Below are 17,521 nucleotides of genomic sequence, written 5' to 3' on the forward strand. Positions count from 1 at the left end.
CCACACGAATCAGTGCAATCTCAGTTAGAATAATCCGGCCTGATCCGTTTCCGGTGAGTCCTTCGCCCCTTGCCGGAGAGACGTGATGGGACCCAGGAGAATTCTGGTGCTGGGCGGCGGTTTTGCCGGCCTGTGGAGTGCCCTGGCGGCCGCTCGCCAGCTCGATCAGCTGGGTCTCGCTCCAGACGCCGTGGAGGTGCTGCTCGTCAATCGCGACGCTTTCCACGGCATCCGTGTGCGCAATTACGAGCCCGACCTCACACCACTCAGGGTCCCCCTGGAGGCGGTGCTGGCTCCCGCCGGGGTCCGCTGGCTGGTGGGGGAGGTCGGCTCCATCGACCTGGCCGCCCGAACGGTCACGGTGCTGTCGGAGTCTTGGCCCCAGAACCTTGCCTACGACCGGCTGGTCTTCGCCCTGGGCAGCCAGCTGCTGCGGCCCGAGGTCCCCGGCCTGGTTGAGCACGGCTTCGATGTCGACACCTATGCCGGAGCCTCCAAGCTTGCAATGCACCTGCAGGCCTTGGTGCAGCACCCCGAAGCACCTGGCCAGTTCACGGCCGTGGTGGTGGGGGCCGGCCTGACAGGGATTGAGGCCGCCTGCGAGCTGCCGGCACGGCTGCGGTCCGTTCAGGAGCGCGCCGGCCTGGCCCAGCCGCTGCGGGTCGTGCTGGTGGATCACAACCCCAAGGTGGGCTCCGACATGGGCGACGCGGCGCGGCCCGTGATCGAAGAGGCCCTGGCCGCCCTGGGCGTGGAGCTGCGGCTCGGGGTCCGGGTGGACGGCCTCGATGGCGCCTCGATCCGCTTCGATTCCGGCGAGATCCTGGCCACGTCAACGGTGCTCTGGTGCGCCGGCATGCGGGCCAGCCCGCTCACCGCCGGCTGTGGGGTGGCCACCGATGCCCTCGGCCGCCTGCCGGTGGATGCCGTTCTTCGGGTCGAGGGGCTCAGGGATGTGTTCGCTGCTGGCGACAGCGCCAACCTGGCGCTGGGTGATGGCCACACCTCGGTCATGTCCTGTCAGCACGGCCGGCCCATGGGCCGGTTCGCCGGGCACAACGCGGTCTGCGATCTGCTGGGTCTGCCGCTGTTGCCGCTGCGGATCGATTGGTACACCACCATCCTGGATCTGGGTCCCTGGGGGGCCCTCTACACCGAAGGCTGGGACCGCCAGGTCGTGGCCACCGGGGAGACGGCCAAACGCACCAAACGTCTGATCAACGGCGTGCGCATCGTCCCGCCCCTGAACGGCGACCGGGCCGAGATCCTCGCCGCCGCCGCTCCGGTGATCCAGCGCCCTCCACCGCTCCAGCCCCTGGGGAGCCAGCGATGAGCTCCCCTGGGCAGGAGGACTCCCCCGGTGCACCCGTGGGACGCCTGTTGGCGATCGCCCTTGTGCTGGCTGGGGTGACCCTGTTCTTCAGCCAGGGCTGGTACCGCCAGCTGGATCTCGCTGCGCTGCAGGCCTCCCGCAGCCAGCTCGTGGCCTGGCGCCAGGCGGCCCCGCTGGCCACCGCTGCCGCGTATCTCCTGGTGTACGTGCTGGCGACAGGGCTCTCCCTGCCGGGCGCCACCGTGCTCACCCTGGCAGGAGGCGCCGTCTTCGGCCTGCTCCAGGGCACGCTGCTGGTCTCACTCGGCTCCACCCTCGGCGCCACGGTGGCCTGCCTGCTGGCCCGGACCTTGTTGCGGGAGCCGGTGCGGCGCCGTTTCGGCTCCCGCCTGGGGCCGATCGAGGCTGGCGTCCGCCGTGACGGTGCCAGCTACTTGCTCAGTCTGCGGCTGGTGCCGGTGGTGCCGTTTTTCCTGGTCAACCTGCTGATGGGCCTCACCCCCATGCCCCTGCGCTCGTTTGCCTTTGTGTCCCAGCTGGGCATGCTGCCGGCCACCCTGGTGTACGTGAACGCCGGCACCCAGCTGGGCCAGCTCACCGGCCTGAAGGGCCTCCTTTCGCCCGCCCTGCTCGGCTCTTTCGCCCTGCTGGGCCTGCTGCCCTGGATCGTCAAGCTGCTGCAGGGCCGCTGGCGGCTCTGGCGGCTATACCGCCCCTGGAGCCGCCCCCGCCATTTCGATCGCAACCTGATCGTCATCGGCGCCGGGGCGGCTGGCCTCGTCACCGCCTACATCGCCGCCACGGTGCGGGCCAAGGTGACCCTGATCGAGCGGGCCCGCATGGGTGGCGACTGCCTCAACACCGGCTGCGTGCCCAGCAAGGCCCTGATCAGCTCCGCCCGCCTGGCCGCCCGCCTGCGCCATGCCGACCGCTACGGCCTCAGCCCCATGGAGCCCCAGGTGGATCTGCGCCGGGTGCTGGAGCGGGTGCGGCAGAAGGTGGCGGCCATTGCCCCCCACGACAGCGTCGAGCGCTACACAGCCCTGGGCGTAGATGTGCGCCTCGGCCAGGCCCGCCTGGTGAGCCCCTGGGAGGTGGCGATCACCGCCGCCGATGGCAGCGAGACCGTGCTGTCGGCCCGCGCCATCGTGCTGGCCACTGGGGCCGCGCCGGTGATTCCGGCGGTGCCCGGCATCGCTTCCGTGCGGGTGCTCACCAGTGAAACCCTCTGGGACGCCCTGGCCGAGCACCCGTCCCCCCGGCCCAGCCTGGTGGTGCTGGGCGGCGGGCCGATCGGCTGCGAACTGGCCCAGGCCCTGGCCCAGCTGGGCCTGCCCGTGACCCTGCTGCAACGCAACACCCGGCTCCTGCCGCGGGAAGATCCGGAGGTGGGGGCGCTGCTGCGCGAGGTGCTGGAGCGCGATGGCGTGCGGGTGCACACCGGATGCCGCATGGAGCGCGTCAAGTCCACGGCCGCGGGCGGCGTGCAGGTTCACTTCCAGGATGGCGGTGGCGGCGGTGGCGTCGAGGCCGACGAACTGCTCTGTGCCGTGGGCCGCCAGGCCCGGTTGGAGGGCCACGGTCTGGAGGCCCTCGGTATCCCCACGGGCCGCACCATCGATACCAGCCCCCACCTGCAGACCCTCTACCCCAACATCTATGCCGCCGGGGATGCGGCCGGCCCCTGGCAGTTCACCCACACGGCGGCCCACCAGGCCTGGTACGCGGCCGTCAACGGTCTGTTTGATCCGGTGCGCTTCGCCGTCGATGGCCGCGTCATTCCGCGCACCACCTTCACTGACCCGGAGGTGGCCCGGGTGGGGCTGAGCGAGTCGGAGGCGATGGAGCAGGGGGTGGCCTTCGAGGTCACCCGCTTCGACCTGGCCGAGCTGGATCGGGCCATCGTCGAATCCGCCGAAACCGGCTTCGTGAAGGTGCTCACCGTGCCTGGCAAGGACAGGATTCTGGGGGTCACGATCGTGGCGGAGCAGGCCGGGGAGCTGCTGGCTGAATTCGTGCTGGCGATGAAGTGGAACCTGGGCCTGGGCAAGGTGATGGGGGCGATCCACGCCTATCCCACCCTGGCGGAAGCCAACAAGTACGCCGCTGGGGCCTGGAAGAAGGCCCATGCCCCCCAGCGCACCCTGGCCCTACTGGAACGGTTTCACACCTGGCGTCGCGGCGGCGGATAGGAACGGGTCGGTGTTGTGCAGGGCCACATTCACCGCCGCCACCAGCAGGCCAGCCACCGTGTCCGCCGCCGCCAGTACCGGGCTGTGCAGCCAGAAGAAGAAGGTGGTGAACACGGCGAACAGCAGCCAGCCCACTCCTTCTGAGACCACGACCAGTTGCCTTCGCCGGCTTGGCGCGACATCCAGATTGGCGACGCGGGCCAAGGCCACCAGGGAGGTGATGTTCAGCGCCAGCCACAGGGGGGCGAACAGCCAGTCCGGGGGGGCGTAGGAGGGAAGATGGAACGCCGTATAAAAGGCGGCGTCGCCACGCACCCCCGCCGGCCAGAAGCTGACGGCATTGGCGGCCACCTGAATCACGGCGCCGTGCCACCAGCGGAACCGCGGTGCCGGGGCCAAGGAGCTCACGTCTGGGAGTGGAGCCCGATGCTGTTGCCTTCGGTGTCGAGCACCAGGCTCATGAAGCCGTAGGCGCCGATCGACATCTTCGCTTTGAGCACCGTGCCGCCGGCGGCCGCCACCCGGCTTTCTTCCACGGCGCAATCGTCGCAGTGGAAATAGATCAGGGTGCCGCCTCCCCCCGGGGCCATGCCCTCCATTTTCGCCAGGGCGCCTCCGGCTCCCACCTGATCGTTCTGCATCGGGAAGGCGTAGTACTCCATGCCCGCCTCCCCCATGGATTCCAGGCTCACCTCAAACACGGTTTCGTAGAAGGCCCGGGCCCGGGCCATGTCGTCGACATACAGCTCGAACCAGATGACGGGGTTGACGGCCATGGGTGCGAGGTGATTTTGGGCTGAGATTAAGCCAGGAATTCGGGATTCAACCCGCCACCCCCTGCTGTTGCCGGGAGCTGGCAGCGCCCCAGTTCTCCTTCACCAGCTGGCGGGCCCGGCCCAGGGCCAGGGCGCCGGCGGGCACGTCATTGGTGAGGGTGGAGCCGGCCCCGACCGTCACCCCGGCGCCGAGGGTGATCGGTGCCACCAGCACTGAATTGGCACCTGTCTTGCTGCCGCCACCGATCACGGTGCGGTGCTTGCGCACCCCATCAAAGTTGGCGGTCACCGTGCCGGCGCCGATGTTCACCTCAGCGCCCAGGTCGGCGTCGCCCAGATAGCTGAGGTGGTTGGCCTTGCAGCCCTCCCCCAGCTGGCTGTTCTTGACCTCCACGAAATTGCCGATGCGGCAGCCGGCGGCCAGACGGGCGCCGGCCCGCAGCTGGGCGAACGGACCGATGACGCAGCCGGGCTCTACATGGCTGTCACGCAGCACCGAATGGAGCACCTCCACCCCGGCGGCCAGGTGGCTGTTCTCGATCAGACAGCCCGGGCCGATGCGGCAGCCCTCGCCGATGCTGCTGACCCCCCGGAAGTGGCACTGGGGCTCCACCAGCACGTCGCGGCCGAAGTGGGTGTGCTCACTGAGGGTGCAGCTGGCAGGATCGGTGAAGCTCACCCCTTCGGCCATCCAGTGGCGCCGCAGCCGCTCCTGCAGCACCGCCTCGCAGTGGGCCAGTTGCTGGCGGTCGTTGATGCCGGCCACCTCGTTGGGGTCGTCCACCGCCAGGTGCATGGCTGGCTGCAGCAGGGCCACGGTGTCGGTGAGGTAGAGCTCGCCCTGGTCGTTGTCGCTGCTCAGGCTGGGCAGCACGGCGGCAAGGCGGGCCCAGTCGAAGCAGTAGATGCCGGCGTTGGTGAGGGTGTTGCCGAGCTGCTCTGCCTTGCAGTCGCGGTGTTCCACGATCCCGCTCACCTGGCCCGCCGCGTCGGCGAAAACGCGGCCGTAGCCGCTGGGGTCGGCCAGGCGGGCGGTGAGCAGGGTCACCGCGGCGCCACTGGCACGATGCGTAGCCAGCAGTTGCTCCAGGGTTTCGGGCCGCAGCAGGGGCACATCACCGTTGAGCACCAGCAGCTCCCCCTCAAAGCCCGCGAGGGGTTGGAGCAGTTGCTGCACGGCATGGCCGGTGCCGTTCTGGGGCTGCTGCAGGACGAATTCCAGCCCCTCCACGCCAGCGAGGGTGCGCTCAACCCGTTCCGCCTGGTGCCCGACCACCAGCAGCTGGCGGTCGGGGGCGAGCCGGTGGCAGCTGCCCAGCACCCGTTCCACCAGGGTCGCCCCGGCTAGGGGCTGGAGCACCTTCGGCAGGGCACTCTTCATGCGGGTCCCTTTCCCGGCGGCCAGGACGGCAACGGCGAGCATCGGCGGCGGCGGGGCGTCTGCGCCGGAATCTACCGGTGCCCTAAGGAGCAGCCCAGTGCGTTGATCGCTCCCCACGACCCCAAGCAACAGCCAGCTCAGTGGCGCAGGCGGGTCAGGTCCTCCCAGAAGCCTGGGTAGGAGACGGCGGCGGCCTCCGCTCGACGCAGGCAGGTGTCGCCGCGGGCCACCAGGGAGGCCACCGCCAGGCTCATCGCCACCCGGTGATCGGTTTCGCTGTCCACCTCGGCCCCGTGCAACGGGGTCGGGCCTTCGATGCTGAGGCCATCGGCATGCTCCTCGAGCCTGGCCCCCATGGCTGTCAGCTGACGGGCCATCACCGCCAGCCGGTCGGTCTCCTTCACCCGCAGCTCGGCGGCGCCGCTGATGCGGCTGACTCCCTCGGCGCAGCAGGCCGCCACCGCCAGCACAGGGATTTCATCCACCAGGCGGGGGATCATCGGTTCCTCGATGCGGAAGGCCCGCAGGGGGCCGTGCTGCACGCGCAGATCCCCCACCGGTTCGCCGGCCACATCGCGGGCGTTGAGCACGCTGATCAGGGCGCCCATCGCGGTCAGGACATCGAGAATGCCGGTGCGGCTGGGGTTGAGGCCGACGTTTTCAACGGTGACATCGGCCCCCGGGGTGATCGCCGCCGCCACCAGCCAGAAGGCGGCCGAACTGATGTCACCGGGGATCACCACCGTCTGGCCCCGCAGGCTCGGGCCGGGCTTCACGGTGATGAAGCGGCCCTGGTCGCCATCCACCACGAGGTCGGCGCCGAAGGCCCGCAGCATCCGCTCGCTGTGGTCGCGGGTGGGGGCCGGTTCGATCACGGTGGTGGGACCGCTTGCCGTCAGGGCGGCCAGCAGCAGGGCGCTCTTCACCTGGGCCGACGCCACCGGCGTGCCGATCACACCGCCATGGAGGGTCTGGCCCTGCACGGCCAGGGGGGCCAGATTGCCGTTCTCGCGCCCCTGGATCCGGGCCCCCATGTGAGCCAGGGGAAGTCCCACCCGGCCCATGGGCCTGGAACGCAGGGAGGCGTCCCCGGTGAGCACGAAGTGACGCCCGGCGCGGCCAGCCAGCAACCCCAGCATCAACCGCATGGTGGTGCCGGAGTTGCCGCAGTCGAGCACGTCGTCGGGCTCTTTCAGCCCGTCGAGCCCCACCCCCTCCACGCTCACCGGCTGGCCGGCGCTGATCGCCGAGACCGTCACGCCCATGGCCCGCAGGCAGGCGGCGGTGCTGAGCGGGTCCTCAGCGGGCAACAGCCCTTCGATGCGGGTGGGTCCTTCGGCGATGGCCCCGAACAGAAGCGAACGGTGGGAAATGGATTTATCGCCGGGCACCTTCACACTTCCCCTCAGGCTGCCGCCGGCCGGCAGCATCAGGGGCGCCGGTAGGGCGGCCACGCTCGCTTCGACGCCCGCGGAAGAGGACAAGAGTGTGGCGCCAACTGGAGCGATCCTATGGAGCGACCGGTTCCTGGCCGCTTCGTTCAGGGTCGGATGCCGATCGCCCGCAGCTTGGACGACAGGCCCCAGACCTCCACCACCAGCCGGTGCCAGGCGGTGATCGTCTCCATGGCCAGGCCCATCGGCTTGGGGGCAGCGGCTCGCAGGGCCCGCGCCGCCGCCAGGGACCGGCGCGCTTCTTCAAGCCGCTCGCCCAGGTTGGCCTGGTCGCCGGCGGCCAGCACAGTCTCCGGGCAGTGCTGCAGCAGCAACAGGCCGCGATCAAAGGATTCGGCGTAGTCCTGCAGCAGTGGCACCAGGATCTCCTCCAGCAGGGGGCCGGTGGGATCGGGCAGGGAAGGGGCGGACTCCATTCGATCAGCGTAGGAATTCCTGCCGTCATCTCCCCGGTACGGATCACCAGTCCCTGGCAGGGACATGGAACGATGGCTCCGGAAGGGTTGCCCCATGACTGACGTTGCTGCCTGGGATGGCCTCATCCGCCGCTACGTCGATGGCGCTGGTCGGGTGGACTACGGCACCTGGCAGCGACAGGGCGCTGGCGAACTGGAGGACTGGCTGGCGGCCCAGCGCCCCTTTGATTCGGAGCCCAACTCCACGGCCGACGCCATGGCCCTGTGGATCAACCTTTACAACGCGCTGGTGATCAAGGAGGTGCTGGCACGCTTCCCGCTGGCCTCGATTCGCCCCACCATCGCAGGGGTGCCCAACTGGCCGGCGTTCCTGGCCTTCTTTTCCCGGCCGGTGATCAGCCTGCAGGGCCAGCCCCTCAGCCTCAACCGCATCGAGCACGAGATTCTTCGCCCTCGATTCGGCGACCCCCGCCTTCATTTCGCCCTGGTCTGCGCCGCTGTCGGCTGCCCCCTGCTCCGTCCTGAGGCCTACCGGGCCGACCGGCTTGAGGCCCAGTTGGAGGAGGACGCTCTGCGCTTTCTGCTGAATCCACAGAAGCTGCATTTCGATCAGGCCAGCGGCCGCCTGCACTGCAGCCGGATCTTCCAGTGGTACCGCCAGGACTTCCTGGCGGTGGCCCCCTCCATCGCCGCCTACGTGGGCCGCTACCTCCCGGAGCTGGCGCTGCCGGCGGGCGTCCGGCTCCGCTACCTCCCCTACGACTGGGCACTCAACGGCTGAGCCTCAATCGCTGATCTGGCCATAGAAGCGTCTGAGCCGCGAGGCCGGTACGCCCAGGCCCCACAGCAGGCCGATCATCAGGTAGATCCCGGTGGCCTGCCAGGAGCCCCAGCGCGCCACCCGGCGGTCGGAGGACTCCACCACCCGGTTGAGCTGCCGGATGCGGCCCAGCCGGCCGAGTCGCTCGCACAGATCGGCGTCCTCCATGATCGGCAGGCTGGCGTCGAAGCCGCCGCAGCGCTCGAAGTCGCGCCGGCGGCAGAACATCACCTGGTCGCCGAACAGCACCCGGAAGCCCTTGAGGACGTAGCGATGGGGCCGGAAGAGCAGCGCCGCGTAATGGGTCTTGAGGGCGTTGTGCAGGCTCACGCCCCAACGGGTACGGCGCTCACCCCGCATCAGCGCAATGAAGCCACCGCCGCTGACGGCCGGGTCGGCCAGGGTGGTGGCCACCAGCAGCACCAGATCCGAAGGCACCAGGGTGTCGGCATGGAGGAAGCAGAGGATTTCGCCGCGGGCCACGGCCGCGCCCTGGTTCATCTGCACCGCCCGCCCTGTCCGCTGCGAGCGGATGACCTGGCAGTCGTGAACGTGGGCCTTGGCCAGAGTGGCATCGGTGCTGCCGCCATCCACCACGATCACCTCATCGGCCGCCGGATCGAGGATCTCCAGCTGGTTGAGGGTGCGGCCCAGGTGAGCGGCTTCGTTGAGGGTCGGGATAATGATCGAAACCGACGGCGCTATCACCTTGCTGCGTAACAATCTCTCATTCTACGATCAGCAGGCGGCTGGTTGGTGGGATGAAACGGCCACCATCTTTCCGCTCAGCCAACTCAATCCGCTTCGCTTTCTCTTTTTTGATCGATTCGTTCCCCAGTGGGGGAATCTGCGGGTCCTGGATGTGGGGTGTGGCGGCGGTTACACCTGTGAATTTCTTGCCCGCCGGGGCGCTCGCCTGAGTGGCATCGACCGTTCCGCCCCCTGCATCGACGCGGCCCGAAGCCATGCGGCCGCGTCGGGTCTGGAGATTGACTACCGGGTGGGAACGGCGGAGCAGCTTCCCTTTGGGGTCGGACGTTTCGATGTGGTCATCTGCGTCGACGTGCTGGAGCATGTCGATCGCCCGGACAGCGTGATCGCGGAGATTGCCAGGGTGCTGACCCCAGGAGGAACGTTCTGTTTCGACACCATCAATCGCACCGTCCGCTCCCGGCTCATCATGATCTGGTTGCTCGAGTTGGTGTTGCGGCTGATCCCGGCCGGCGTTCACGACTGGGAGCGGTTCGTCACGCCAGTGGCCCTGCGTGGCTGGCTGGCGGCCCGTGGATTCAGCGCCGTCGCGATGCAGGGCATGGATCTGTTCGGCCGTGGTCCGCTGCGTACCCTGGGCCGGCTGCTGCATTACTGGCGCACTGGTGGCTTCCAGGTCGGCTTTGACGATGACCTGGCGGTGATGTTCATCGGTGTCGCCAGCCTCAGCCCAGCAGAAGCCCCCCGGATTCGCTGAAGGCCGCCCGGGCGCTGCGCAGATCGAAGAGCAGGTCCTCCAGGGTGAGGCGGTCCAGTTCCCGCTCCAGGGCCTGCAACAGGCGTCGGTTGAGCACCCGGGTCACCCGGTCGCTGGGCTGCGGGTCCTGCTCGGGGTCCGCGGGGGGCACCAGGCTGGTGGCCGGGGCGTCCACGGCCGCCAGAATCGCCGCCAGGGGCAGGTCCGCGGGCAGGCGCCGCAGCCGGTAGCCCCCCTGCCGGCCCCGCCGGGACTCCACCAGGGCGGCACGACGCAGCTTGAGCATCAACTGCTCCAGCATCGGGGCCGGCAGGTCCTGGGCCAGGGCAAGGGCGTTCACCGACTGCCAGCGCGGTGGATCCAGGGCCAGCTCCAGCAGGGCCTTGAGGGCGTAGATGCCGCTGCGGCGCAGCATCAGCGGCCAGCGGCGAGGCGCTCCAGCACGTACTCCAGGGTGTAGCCGAACAGGGCGGGGTCCGGCTCACCCTGGCCCAGATCATCCAGGCCCAGTTCGCTCCAGCGACCATCCACCCGGGCCTCCAGCGAGGCGTCCCGGCCCAGGGCCTGGCCCCAGTCGTGGCGCTTCTCCGGGCCGATCTTGGTGGTGGCATCAATCGCCAGCCGTCCCCCGAGCCCGAGCCGCTCGCTGGCGAAATCAAGCGAGTCGAACGGGGTGTCCTCCAGCACGAACAGGTCGCGCTGCGGATCCACCTGGGCGCTGATGGCCCAGATCACCTGGCGCGGGTCGCGGATCGCGATCGACTTGTCGACCACCACGACGAACTTGGTGTACGTGAACTGGGGCAGGGCGCTCCAGAAGGCCATGGCGGCCCGTTTGGCCTGCCCCGGGTAGGCCTTGTCGATGGCGATCACCGCCAGCTTGTAGCTGAGGCCCTCCATGGGCAGGAAGAAATCGACGATCTCCGGGATCTGCTGGCGCAGGATCGGCGTATAAATGCGGTTCAGGGCGATCGCCAGCATCGCCTCCTCCTTCGGCGGCCGGCCGCTGAAGGTGGTCAGGAAGATCGGTTCACGGCGCTGGGTGACGCAGTGGAAGCGCACCAGGGGCGAGTCCTCTTCGCCGCCGTAGAAGCCCATGTGGTCGCCGCAAGGGCCGTCGGGAAGAACCTCGCCGGGGGTGATCGTGCCCTCCAGCACCACCTCGCTGTGGGATGGCACCTCCAGGTCGAGGGTTTTGCAGCGGGCCAGTCGCACGCCCTCACCGGCGTAGAGGCCGGCGAACAGCCACTCGCTCAGCTGCACCGGAATCGGTGTCGCCGCCGCCATCACCAGCAGCGGGTGCACCCCGATGGCGACCGCCACCTCAAGCTTGCGGCCCATCGCCGCCGCCTTGCGCAGGTGCCGGGCACCGCCCCGCACACTCAGCCAGTGCACGGTGGCGCTGTTGATCGACTGGCGCTGCAGCCGGTAGACGCCGACATTGGGGACACCGGTTTCGGGGTCCTTGGTGATCACCAGCCCCAGGGTGATCACCCCGCCCGCATCCCCCGGCCAGGGGCGCAGCAGCGGCAGGCGCTCCAGATTCACCTCCTCGCCACGCAGCACCTGCTGGTGACAGGGGGGGGTGAGATCAAGGTCGGGCCGGGCCCGTACCAGATCCCAGAAGAGCCCCCCAAATTTCATCACCTCCTTGAGTCCCTTCGGCGGCCGGGGCTGCTGCAGCAGGGCCAGGCGCTCGCCGAGGGCCTCGAGCTCCTCGGGCCGTTCCATGCCCATGCTCCAGAGCACCCGTTCCACGGTGCCCATCAGGTTCACCGCCACCGGCATGGGGGAGCCGATCACGTTCTCGAACAGCAGGGCCGGGCCGCCCATGGCCAGCACCCGATCGGCGATGGCCGCCAGTTCCAGATCCGGGTCCACCGGCGCCGTGAGGCGCCGCAGCTGGCCGCGCTTCTCCAGCAACGCCAGGAAATCGCGCAGATTGCGCTGGCGTCCCAGGGCTTTGCCCCGTCCGATCCCTTCCGCCACCACCCCAGCCACCGTCGTCCTGCGCTGTCGTGCTGCTGCCTACTGTGACGCACCCCCGTAGCGATCGCGTTCCGTGTTGCTCTCCTACTTCCACACCTCCGAAGCGGTGCCCCCGCTGCTTTCCCCCGAGGAGGGAGGTCCCGATGCGGCCGTGGTCATCGACGTGCTGCGGGCCACGACCACCATCGCCTGGGCGCTGCAGAACGGGGCCGAGGCCATCCAGGCCTTTGCCGATCTGGGCGCCCTCGAAGCGGCCGCCGCCCATTGGCCTGCCGCCCGCCGGCTGCGGGCCGGCGAGCGCGGCGGCAAGCGGGTGGAGGGCTACGACCTGGGCAACTCCCCCCTGGCGGTCACCCCGGAGCGGGTGGAGAGCAAGCGCCTCTTCCTGAGCACCACCAATGGCACCCGCTCCCTCGATCGGGTCCAGGCGGTACCCCTGCTGCTCACCGCCTGCCTGCCCAACCGCACCGCCGTGGCACGGCGGCTGATCGAGCGCCAGGCCCTGCGGGTCTGGATCGTGGGCAGCGGCTGGGAGGGGGATTACTCCCTCGAGGACAGCCTGGCGGCGGGGGCGGTGGCTTCGGCCGCGATCGAGCTGGCGGTGGCTCCCCACATGGGGGTCCGCTGCGCCAACGACGAGATGCTGGCGGCCCTGGCCCTCTGGCAGCAGTGGCGCCACGACACCGAGACCTGCCTGCGCAGCGCCAGCCACGGCCAGCGCCTGATTGGCCTCGGCAACCACGACGCCGATTTCGCCTGCTGCGCCGCCGTGGACAGCCTGGAGATCGTGCCGATCCAGGCCGAACCCGGGGTGCTGCGGGCCAGTTGAGCCGCGCCTTGCCCCGCTTGGCGGGTCCCTTACGATTCGCCGGTCTTGGAGCGGTCTGGCGGTGAGCAGTTTTCTGGCAGCAGCGCTGCAACTCACCAGCACCCCCGATCCGGAGGCCAATTTCGCAGCGGCCGAAGAACTGATCGAACTGGCGGCCCGCCGCGGCGCCGACCTGGTCGGCCTGCCCGAAAACTTCGCCTTCATGGGCGACGACGTCCGCCGGCTGGAGCTGGCGCCGCTCCTGGCGGAGCGCTGCAGCCGCTTTCTGGTCACCATGGCTCGGCGTTACCAGGTGACCCTGCTGGGCGGCGGGTTCCCGGTGCCGGCCGGGGAAGGCCAGACCTTCAACCGCGCCGAACTGGTGGGTCGGGAGGGCCAGCTCCTGGCCCGCTACGACAAGATCCACCTCTTCGATGTCGATCTGCCCGACGGCATCACCTACCGGGAGTCGGCCACGGTGCAACCCGGCCACGAACTGCCCCCCGTGGTCGACGTGCCGGGGCTCTGTCGCATTGGTCTGTCGATCTGTTACGACGTGCGTTTCCCCGAGCTGTATCGCCAGCTGGCGGGCTCAGGGGCCCAGTTGCTGATGATCCCGGCTGCTTTCACGGCCTACACCGGCAAGGACCACTGGCAGGTGCTGCTCCAGGCCCGGGCCATCGAGAACACCGCCTATGTCCTGGCCCCCGCCCAGACCGGACTCCACTACGGCCGCCGCCAGACCCATGGCCATGCCCTGGTGATTGACCCCTGGGGCACCGTGATGGCCGACGCGGGAGTGGAGCCGGGCCTGGCGATGGCCCCGGTCGACATGGCCCACGAGGCCAGGGTCCGTGCCCAGATGCCCAGCCTGCAGCACCGTCACCCGGCCCTTTTCTGAGTGTTCATGGGAGTGCCTGCGGCGCGTTTCGCCTGGTTGTTGAGCCTGCCCCTGCTGCTTGGCTCCCTGCCCGCCCAGGCGGCGAGTGCCCTGTCGGCCTGGCGCCTCAGCCGGGAGGGGGTGCTGGAACTGCGCACCTCCCCGGGGGTGCGGCTGCAGGCGTTCTACGAGGAGGGTTCGGGCGCCACCGGCCCCCGGGTCTGGGTGGATCTGCCGGGCGCCCCCCAGCGCAGCCGTTCGGTGCCCGTTGGCGGCCTGGTGCGGGAAGTGCGGATCGGCCGGCCCGATTCCGGCACCACCCGGCTGGTGCTCGAATTCAGGCCAGGCACCCGCCTTGATCCACGCCAGCTGCGGCTGGTGGGCACCGCCCGTGACCGCTGGCGCCTGACCCTCACCGGGCTGCCCCTGAGTGGCTTCACCCGCAATGTCGGCGAGGGCGACATGGACGCGCCAACCTCCAGCTGGAGCGCCACCCGCCCCACCTTCAGCGGCAGCGGTCGGGCCACTTCCGGCCGACCCCTGTCCCCCGATGGACTGCCGGTGGTGCCCCGGGGCCGCTTCCGGGTGGTGATCGACCCTGGCCACGGGGGCCCTGACCCGGGCGCCGTGGGGATCGGTGGACTGCGGGAAGCCGATGTCGTGCTGGATGTGAGCCTGCAGGTGGCCCAGCTGCTCCAGGCCCGGGGGGTGCAGGTGCTGATGACCCGCACCTCGGACGTGGATGTCGACCTGCCGCCGCGGGTGTCGTTGGCCAACAGCAGCAACGCCGCCGTTTTCGTGAGCATCCACGCCAATGCCCTGAGCATGGCCCGCCCCGATGTGAATGGGGTCGAAACCTTCTATTTCCAGTCGGGCAGCTCCCAGCGGCTGGCCCAGGCGATCCAGTCCCGCATCATGGCGATTTCGTCGGGCACCCCCGACCGCGGCGCCCGGCCGGGCCGCTTCTTTGTGATCCGCCGCACGGTGATGCCGGCGGCGCTGGCGGAAATGGGCTTCGTCACCGGTCGCATCGACGCACCTCGCCTGGCCGATCCCAATTTCCGGCGCCGCATGGCCGTGGCCATCACCGCCGGGATCCTCGACTATCTCCAGGGGGACTCTTGAGCCTGCTCGTCGGCCTGTTCGACAGTGGCCTCGGCGGGTTGACCGTGCTGCGTCAGGTCCATGCCCTCTACCCCCACTCCCCCTGCCTTTACCTGGGGGACACGGCCCGGGTTCCCTACGGACAACGGTCGAACGAAGAGATCCGGGCGATTGCCTCGGAGGTGGTGCACTGGCTGCGGTTGCAGGGGGTGGGTGTGCTGGTGATGGCCTGCAACACCTCCAATGCCCTGGCGCTCGACGTGGCCGTGGCCGAAGCAGGGGTGCCGGTGGTGGGGCTGATCGACAGCCTGGCCAGTGAACTCACCAGCGACCACGTCGGGGTGCTGGCCACCCCAGCCACCGCCGCCAGTGGTGCCTACCGGCGTTCGATCCAGGCCTGCCGCCCCTCGGCCCGGGTGCTGGAGATGGGTTGCCCCGCCTTCGTGCCCCTGATCGAGGCCGGCGACCTGCAGGCCCCCGAGCTGCGCGCCGCCGCCGCCGACTACCTGGCCCCGTTGCTGGAGGCTGAGGTGGACACCATCGTGCTGGGCTGCACCCACTACCCGCTGCTGCGGGCCCTGCTGGCCGAGCTGCTCCCCCCCGACGTGCAACTGGTGGACCCGGCCCTGGCGGCCGCCCAGCGCCTCGGGCCCTTGCTGGCCAGCCTTGGCGATTCCCCCGAAGTGGACCAGACGGTGGAGTCGGTGCGTCCGCCTCTGGAGCGCACCCGTTTCTGTGTCACCGGCCCCGCCGAGGCCTTCGCCACCGCGGCCGCCGCCTGGCTGGGAAGCCGACCGGCGGTGCGCAGCGTCAGCCTGCAGTCGCCCACCCGCGCCTATTGAGGCACGGCCCCTAGGATCGCTTCATCGTGGAGGTGACGTGGCGACGGTTGCAGAGTTGCTCCAGCCGGTGGAGTCCGACCTCGATGCCCTGCTGGCCGACCTGCGCAGCTTGATCGGCGCCGGCCATCCGATTCTTCAGGCCGCCGCCGAGCATCTGTTCGCGGCCGGTGGCAAGCGCCTACGGCCCGGCATCGTGCTGCTGCTGTCGCGGGCCATTGCCCCCGACGGGGGCCTCAGCCCCCGCCACCGGCGGCTGGCGGAGATCACCGAGATGATCCATACCGCTTCCCTCGTCCATGACGACGTGGTGGATGAGGCGGCCACCCGCCGGGGCGTGGCCACGGTGCACAGCCGCTTCAACCACCGCGTTGCGGTGCTGGCCGGCGATTTTCTCTTCGCCCAGGCCAGCTGGCACCTCGCCAATCTCGATGATCTCGAGGTGGTGAAACTGCTATCCCGCGTGATCATGGATCTGGCCGATGGCGAGGTGCGCCAGGGTCTGTTCCGTTACGACACGGGTCAGAGCTTCGAGACCTACCTCGAGAAGAGCTACTGCAAGACGGCGTCCCTGATCGCCAACAGTGCCCGGGCCGCCGGGGTGCTGACCGGTCTGCCCGAACCACGCCTCGACGCCCTCTACCGCTTCGGCCGCCAACTCGGCCTGGCCTTCCAGGTGGTGGATGACATCCTCGATTTCACCGCCAGCGACCAGCAGCTGGGCAAGCCCGCCGCCAGTGACCTGGCCTCCGGTTACCTCACCGCCCCGGTGCTGTATGCGCTCGAGGAGCGGCCGGCCCTGGCCGGGCTGATCGAGCGGGAATTCTGTGAGGCCGGCGACCTCGACCAGGCCCTGGCCATGGTGCGCGGTTGCGAGGCCATCGGCCGGGCCCGGGCCCTGGCCGAGGGCTTCGCCCGTGAGGCCCACGAGGCGATCGAATGGCTGCCTCCCTCGGAGCCCCGCAGCGCCCTGCGCGCCCTGCCTGAGTTCGTCCTCAGCCGTCTCTACTGATCCAGCGCCACCTCCTCCAGGGAGTTGAGGCAGATCACCCCTTCGGGGTAGGCCTGGCAGCCCACCCCAGGAGGCAGCAGCACATGCACCCGGCAACCGGCGCCCAGGGCGGCGGCCACGCCGGCGCTGGAGTCTTCGAACGCCCAGCACGCGGTTGGGGCCACCCCCAGACGCCGGGCCGCCAACAGGAAAGCATCCGGGGCAGGTTTGCCCCTGCCCAGGTCCGGGTCATCGCCATGGACCCGTGCGCTGATCAGGGCCATCCAGGGGTGGGGTGCCACCTTCAGTTCCACCGCCGCGCGCGCGCTGCTGGTGGCCAGGGCCATGGGGATCTCCAGGGCCAGGCAGCGCCGCACCAGGGCTTCGGCACCGGGCATGGCCGGGGCGCCCGCCAGCAGGGCCTCGGCGATGGGCTGGCGCACGGCCAGCAGCTCCTGCTCGCTCAGCGGTGGCCCTCCCGCGGCGGTGATCCACCGACGCACCTGGCTGGCGCAGTCGAGGCGCCGCCGGCCCCGCAGGCTGAGCAACTCGGCCCCATCGAGGGGGCGACCGAAGCGGCTGGCCACCGTTTGCCAGGCCCTGGCATGGGCGGGCTCGGTGTCCAGCAGCAAACCGTCGAGATCGAACAGGCAGGCGGCGGGTCGCTGGGACATGCTCCCAGCCTGCATCAGGGCGGATCGATCTCCGGGTAACGGTCCTCCAGGGCGGTTTCCAGGGTGGTGAGCAACAGCACCAGGGCGGCCCGCTCGTCGAGCTCACTGCCACTCACCTCCTCGATCCAGCGGTGGCAGAGGGCCTCGATCTGCTGGAACAGCCCGGTGCCGCCCCGCAGCAGGGTCATCACCTGCTCGACGTTGTCTTCATCGATGTCCGGCGGCAACCCCACCACATAGCGGCGACCGTCGTCCCCCACGTAGGTGAGGTTGCCCTCGGCGTCCCGTGTCGGGCCGGCATGGGGCGTGATGGGCTGCTCCTCCATGGCCTTGCGCTCCATTCCCGTGGGTTCGCCCCCTGGCTAACGCCGCCGGGCGATCTTGCCAAGCAGCGAT

At 69.8% G+C, this 17,521-nt stretch carries 19 protein-coding genes; 9 read left to right on the forward strand and 10 right to left on the reverse strand.

What is annotated here, in order from left to right:
• Positions 1-85: 85 nt before the first annotated feature.
• Both KBY95_RS09635 and KBY95_RS09640 read left to right on the forward strand, forming a co-directional pair.
• The gene (locus KBY95_RS09635) at positions 86-1,333 is read left to right on the forward strand and encodes an NAD(P)/FAD-dependent oxidoreductase (protein WP_254964778.1); all 1,248 of its coding nucleotides are present in this window, start codon (positions 86-88) and stop codon (positions 1,331-1,333) included.
• Positions 1,330-3,525 (forward strand): FAD-dependent oxidoreductase, encoded by a 2,196-nt coding sequence (locus KBY95_RS09640; protein ID WP_254964779.1) that lies wholly within the window; start codon positions 1,330-1,332, stop codon positions 3,523-3,525. The genes KBY95_RS09635 and KBY95_RS09640 overlap by 4 nt, the downstream gene beginning before the upstream one ends.
• Here the strand turns inward: KBY95_RS09640 and KBY95_RS09645 are convergent.
• The 5 genes from KBY95_RS09645 to KBY95_RS09665 form a co-directional block, all read right to left on the reverse strand.
• Positions 3,484-3,933 carry a TspO/MBR family protein gene (locus KBY95_RS09645; protein WP_254964780.1) on the reverse strand — a complete coding sequence of 150 codons (450 nt, stop codon included), beginning with the start codon at positions 3,931-3,933 and terminating at the stop codon, positions 3,484-3,486. The two genes, KBY95_RS09640 and KBY95_RS09645, sit on opposite strands and share 42 nt — an antisense overlap.
• Positions 3,930-4,301: a VOC family protein gene (locus tag KBY95_RS09650; RefSeq protein WP_254964781.1), complete on the reverse strand. Its 372-nt coding sequence runs from the start codon at positions 4,299-4,301 to the stop codon at positions 3,930-3,932. The genes KBY95_RS09645 and KBY95_RS09650 overlap by 4 nt, the downstream gene beginning before the upstream one ends.
• A gap of 46 nt (positions 4,302-4,347) precedes the next feature.
• Entirely contained in the window at positions 4,348-5,724 is a 1,377-nt protein-coding gene (gene glmU, locus KBY95_RS09655) for a bifunctional UDP-N-acetylglucosamine diphosphorylase/glucosamine-1-phosphate N-acetyltransferase GlmU (RefSeq protein WP_254964782.1), read from the reverse strand.
• A gap of 95 nt (positions 5,725-5,819) precedes the next feature.
• Entirely contained in the window at positions 5,820-7,112 is a 1,293-nt protein-coding gene (gene aroA / locus KBY95_RS09660) for a 3-phosphoshikimate 1-carboxyvinyltransferase (protein WP_254964822.1), read from the reverse strand.
• Between the two features lie 110 nt (positions 7,113-7,222).
• Positions 7,223-7,552: a DUF2605 family protein gene (locus tag KBY95_RS09665; RefSeq protein ID WP_254964783.1), complete on the reverse strand. Its 330-nt coding sequence runs from the start codon at positions 7,550-7,552 to the stop codon at positions 7,223-7,225.
• A 94-nt stretch (positions 7,553-7,646) separates the two neighbouring features.
• On the opposite strand from KBY95_RS09665, the gene KBY95_RS09670 reads away from it, so the two are divergent.
• Positions 7,647-8,333 carry a DUF547 domain-containing protein gene (locus KBY95_RS09670; RefSeq protein ID WP_254964784.1) on the forward strand — a complete coding sequence of 229 codons (687 nt, stop codon included), beginning with the start codon at positions 7,647-7,649 and terminating at the stop codon, positions 8,331-8,333.
• A gap of 3 nt (positions 8,334-8,336) precedes the next feature.
• Here the strand turns inward: KBY95_RS09670 and KBY95_RS09675 are convergent, their stop codons facing one another.
• Positions 8,337-9,080: a TIGR04283 family arsenosugar biosynthesis glycosyltransferase gene (locus KBY95_RS09675; RefSeq protein WP_254964785.1), complete on the reverse strand. Its 744-nt coding sequence runs from the start codon at positions 9,078-9,080 to the stop codon at positions 8,337-8,339.
• Between KBY95_RS09675 and ubiG the strand changes: the two genes are divergently transcribed.
• Positions 9,055-9,840 (forward strand): bifunctional 2-polyprenyl-6-hydroxyphenol methylase/3-demethylubiquinol 3-O-methyltransferase UbiG, encoded by a 786-nt coding sequence (gene ubiG / locus KBY95_RS09680; RefSeq protein ID WP_254964786.1) that lies wholly within the window; start codon positions 9,055-9,057, stop codon positions 9,838-9,840. The two genes, KBY95_RS09675 and ubiG, sit on opposite strands and share 26 nt — an antisense overlap.
• Here ubiG and KBY95_RS09685 read toward each other — a convergent pair.
• On the reverse strand, positions 9,809-10,255 hold the full coding sequence (locus KBY95_RS09685; protein WP_254964787.1) for an Rrf2 family transcriptional regulator: 447 nt from the start codon (positions 10,253-10,255) through the stop codon (positions 9,809-9,811). The two genes, ubiG and KBY95_RS09685, sit on opposite strands and share 32 nt — an antisense overlap.
• On the reverse strand, positions 10,255-11,829 hold the full coding sequence (locus KBY95_RS09690) for a UbiD family decarboxylase (RefSeq protein ID WP_254964788.1): 1,575 nt from the start codon (positions 11,827-11,829) through the stop codon (positions 10,255-10,257). The genes KBY95_RS09685 and KBY95_RS09690 overlap by 1 nt, the downstream gene beginning before the upstream one ends.
• 73 nt (positions 11,830-11,902) lie before the next feature.
• Here KBY95_RS09690 and KBY95_RS09695 point away from each other — a divergent pair, with 73 nt between their 5' ends.
• From KBY95_RS09695 to sds, 5 genes are all read left to right on the forward strand, one after another.
• Positions 11,903-12,658 carry a 2-phosphosulfolactate phosphatase family protein gene (locus KBY95_RS09695; RefSeq protein ID WP_254964789.1) on the forward strand — a complete coding sequence of 252 codons (756 nt, stop codon included), beginning with the start codon at positions 11,903-11,905 and terminating at the stop codon, positions 12,656-12,658.
• Positions 12,659-12,719: 61 nt separating this feature from the next.
• Complete coding sequence (locus tag KBY95_RS09700; protein ID WP_254964790.1) at positions 12,720-13,538, forward strand: carbon-nitrogen hydrolase family protein; 819 nt, start codon at positions 12,720-12,722, stop codon at positions 13,536-13,538.
• A gap of 6 nt (positions 13,539-13,544) precedes the next feature.
• Entirely contained in the window at positions 13,545-14,642 is a 1,098-nt protein-coding gene (locus tag KBY95_RS09705) for an N-acetylmuramoyl-L-alanine amidase (protein WP_254964791.1), read from the forward strand.
• On the forward strand, positions 14,639-15,463 hold the full coding sequence (gene murI / locus KBY95_RS09710) for a glutamate racemase (protein WP_254964792.1): 825 nt from the start codon (positions 14,639-14,641) through the stop codon (positions 15,461-15,463). Before KBY95_RS09705 ends, murI begins: the two co-directional genes overlap by 4 nt.
• Positions 15,464-15,500: 37 nt before the next feature.
• Positions 15,501-16,472: a solanesyl diphosphate synthase gene (sds, locus tag KBY95_RS09715; protein WP_216908406.1), complete on the forward strand. Its 972-nt coding sequence runs from the start codon at positions 15,501-15,503 to the stop codon at positions 16,470-16,472.
• Here sds and KBY95_RS09720 read toward each other — a convergent pair.
• Together KBY95_RS09720 and KBY95_RS09725 are read right to left on the reverse strand one after the other, a co-directional pair.
• The gene (locus tag KBY95_RS09720) at positions 16,466-17,125 is read right to left on the reverse strand and encodes an HAD family phosphatase (protein WP_254964793.1); all 660 of its coding nucleotides are present in this window, start codon (positions 17,123-17,125) and stop codon (positions 16,466-16,468) included. The genes sds and KBY95_RS09720 overlap by 7 nt on opposite strands.
• Positions 17,126-17,139: 14 nt before the next feature.
• The gene (locus tag KBY95_RS09725; protein WP_396095011.1) at positions 17,140-17,466 is read right to left on the reverse strand and encodes a hypothetical protein; all 327 of its coding nucleotides are present in this window, start codon (positions 17,464-17,466) and stop codon (positions 17,140-17,142) included.
• Positions 17,467-17,521 lie beyond the last annotated feature (55 nt).

Source organism: Cyanobium sp. Aljojuca 7A6 (assembly GCF_024346455.1).
GTDB lineage: Bacteria > Cyanobacteriota > Cyanobacteriia > PCC-6307 > Cyanobiaceae > Cyanobium.

What these genes read in the sequence shown, in the direction of transcription:
- KBY95_RS09635 (WP_254964778.1), top strand. Translation starts at nt 86, where the DNA reads ATGGGACCCAGGAGAATTCTGGTGCTGGGCGGCGGTTTTGCCGGCCTG.
- KBY95_RS09640 (WP_254964779.1), top strand. Translation starts at nt 1,330, where the DNA reads ATGAGCTCCCCTGGGCAGGAGGACTCCCCCGGTGCACCCGTGGGACGC.
- KBY95_RS09650 (WP_254964781.1), bottom strand. Translation starts at nt 4,301, where the DNA reads ATGGCCGTCAACCCCGTCATCTGGTTCGAGCTGTATGTCGACGACATG.
- glmU (WP_254964782.1), bottom strand. Translation starts at nt 5,724, where the DNA reads ATGCTCGCCGTTGCCGTCCTGGCCGCCGGGAAAGGGACCCGCATGAAG.
- aroA (WP_254964822.1), bottom strand. Translation starts at nt 7,112, where the DNA reads ATGCTGCCGGCCGGCGGCAGCCTGAGGGGAAGTGTGAAGGTGCCCGGC.
- KBY95_RS09665 (WP_254964783.1), bottom strand. Translation starts at nt 7,552, where the DNA reads ATGGAGTCCGCCCCTTCCCTGCCCGATCCCACCGGCCCCCTGCTGGAG.
- KBY95_RS09670 (WP_254964784.1), top strand. Translation starts at nt 7,647, where the DNA reads ATGACTGACGTTGCTGCCTGGGATGGCCTCATCCGCCGCTACGTCGAT.
- ubiG (WP_254964786.1), top strand. Translation starts at nt 9,055, where the DNA reads ATGATCGAAACCGACGGCGCTATCACCTTGCTGCGTAACAATCTCTCA.
- KBY95_RS09685 (WP_254964787.1), bottom strand. Translation starts at nt 10,255, where the DNA reads ATGCTGCGCCGCAGCGGCATCTACGCCCTCAAGGCCCTGCTGGAGCTG.
- KBY95_RS09705 (WP_254964791.1), top strand. Translation starts at nt 13,545, where the DNA reads ATGGGAGTGCCTGCGGCGCGTTTCGCCTGGTTGTTGAGCCTGCCCCTG.
- KBY95_RS09720 (WP_254964793.1), bottom strand. Translation starts at nt 17,125, where the DNA reads ATGTCCCAGCGACCCGCCGCCTGCCTGTTCGATCTCGACGGTTTGCTG.
- KBY95_RS09725 (WP_396095011.1), bottom strand. Translation starts at nt 17,466, where the DNA reads ATGGAGCGCAAGGCCATGGAGGAGCAGCCCATCACGCCCCATGCCGGC.